This window comes from Salipiger sp. HF18 (assembly GCF_011806505.1).
Lineage (GTDB): Bacteria > Pseudomonadota > Alphaproteobacteria > Rhodobacterales > Rhodobacteraceae > Salipiger > Salipiger thiooxidans.
The window spans coordinates 1-1,889 of record NZ_JAATOS010000655.1 but is presented as its reverse complement, the minus strand read 5'-3'; the positions used below and the strand labels follow the sequence as shown (position 1 = coordinate 1,889).

The following is a 1,889-nucleotide window of genomic DNA, read 5'->3' as shown; positions in this document are numbered from 1 at the left end:
CATCACAGAGGTCGCAGGATAGGTCTGTCCGGGGAAAGGGGAGGCCCGGCCATCACCCGATTTGTGCAACAGAGCCTCGGAACGCGACAATCATAGCTTCCTCTGGCTCGCTCAGAACGGTTGAGCGCCGCTCTCTAGGCCCGGTCTTGCGATCTTCGACCGTCTGCCGCTTCAGCCACTTGGCAACCGTCTTCGAATTGATGCCAAGCTCTTCGCTTAGCTGCGAGAGCGAAGCTTGCGAACGCTGTATTGCAGCTCTGACGGCGTACGTGCCCTCTCATGGTTTGCTACGCAAACCACTGCCGTGTGACAGTGCGTGGCGCTCCCGTGACGAACTTGTCCCATAATGCTTCCTTCCACGTCTGCGAAAGGATCACACCATCAAACCGTGGGATCAAACACCTAGGCCTGGTTGTCTTGCCTCTTGTCCGCAAGGAAAGGCACCTGCTTTTTAAGCAATCTTTAATGAAACAGCTCTACACACCCAAGTCCTATCAGGAGGATATGCACTTTGCAGGAAAAGGCTTGGATGGTTGAGGTCGTTGAAGATTTGTATTATTTTTCTGCGGCTAACAACCTGAGATCGACAGCAATGCACCTTTTGACGGTCAAGGGAGCCTTGCTTTTGGAACTCGAAGAAGAGAGTGGCAAGGATCGCACTTGTCCAGATTTGAGATGCGTAGGAGGATCCGTTTCTTGAACCAGGTGGGGCCAGATCACCGGTCTTCCGCGTAGCGTTACTGCCTTTTCCAGTCAGAAGTTGTTAATACTTAATTGACTGGCCTTCTTGCTGTTTAATGGTACGGTTGATCTGCCGATACTGGCAGAGGCTGATCGGTGAAACGGGCGCACCTCAAACGCAATGGTTGCGGAACGCTGTTTCCGGACCCGATCTCAAGAATTTAACCATGAATGTTACTCATGAAGACAATGGTGACGTTCTTATACAGCGCAAGCAGTTACTTGTGTTGCTGCACAAAGCTCGACAAATGCAGACTGCGAAGTGGGCATCATTGCGGCTGCGCTGGCTTGCGGTATCCTGTCACACTAAGCGTGCCGCTATTGAGAAGGATATAGCCCGGAACGATCTGTCTGATTTATGCTATACTGACATAACCCATTTTGACGAGAATGAAACGGTCAGGATCAGCAAGGAGTGCTTTGAAAGCTTGTCCGATGAATGGTTCCGGCATCATGCGTTGATGCGTTGATCAGCATGCTGATCTTGATTAAGTAATAGAGATAACCGGGCCGACAGCCAATCAACCCATCGCCGAGATAACCTCGGCAGAAGAGATCGGCGTTGTTGCAGAAAGGCGGCCTGAGGCGAGAGTGGCCCTTTCCCGTTGAGGCTCAGGCCACGCGGATGGGCTCGGCGGTGCCGGGCGCGTTGAAGCGATTGATCAGGGCGACCCGGATGTGGATTTCAGCAGTTTGGCGATCGGGATCCCCCGCGGCGCCGCGCTCACCGAAGGCCTTCCCGCATCGTATCCACTGGCCGGCAGGGCATTGCGCAGCAATGTCCGGAGAGGCTTGGCCTCCACGCGGCTGCGGACGTGGTATCCGGTCCACCCACTGCCCGGCAGGCGCATCCGAAGGATGCTGCCGAGAGGGGCTTCCGGAATGCCCGGCGGTAGAGATGCGTGGCGCGCAGGGTTTCGTTGCGCGCCTTGGCAGCCGGGCAGTCCTCTTTCCAGGCCCGACCGTTGCTTCGGATCGGAATGATTGCCGTGCCGCCGCGTGCGATGACGGCGCCGTGGCAGCGGCGGGGTGAAGGGCGTCCCGGAAGTGATCCAGTGGATCAATTCAGCCCTAGCAGGGTGCTGAAATAGTCGGGCCTCGACGCCGGTTGCGGAACATGATTCATCTGCCGCGGATCAACGGCGGAG

Annotated in this window: 2 protein-coding genes and 2 pseudogenes; 2 read left to right on the top strand and 2 right to left on the bottom strand. The window is 56.1% G+C overall.

Going from position 1 to position 1,889, the window contains the following annotated elements:
• Positions 1 to 76: 76 nt before the first annotated feature.
• Positions 77 to 250: pseudogene (locus HC022_RS29510) on the bottom strand (IS481 family transposase); the annotation flags it as partial.
• 279 nt (positions 251 to 529) lie between these two features.
• On the opposite strand from HC022_RS29510, the gene HC022_RS25490 reads away from it, so the two are divergent.
• On the top strand, positions 530 to 700 hold the full coding sequence (locus tag HC022_RS25490; RefSeq protein WP_167454255.1) for a hypothetical protein: 171 nt from the start codon (positions 530 to 532) through the stop codon (positions 698 to 700).
• A 208-nt stretch (positions 701 to 908) separates the two neighbouring features.
• A complete protein-coding gene (locus HC022_RS25485; protein ID WP_167454254.1) occupies positions 909 to 1,211 on the top strand; it encodes a hypothetical protein in 303 nt (100 codons plus the stop codon).
• Between the two features lie 142 nt (positions 1,212 to 1,353).
• Here the strand turns inward: HC022_RS25485 and HC022_RS25480 are convergent.
• Positions 1,354 to 1,768, bottom strand: a pseudogene (locus tag HC022_RS25480) (hypothetical protein); the annotation flags it as partial.
• Positions 1,769 to 1,889 lie beyond the last annotated feature (121 nt).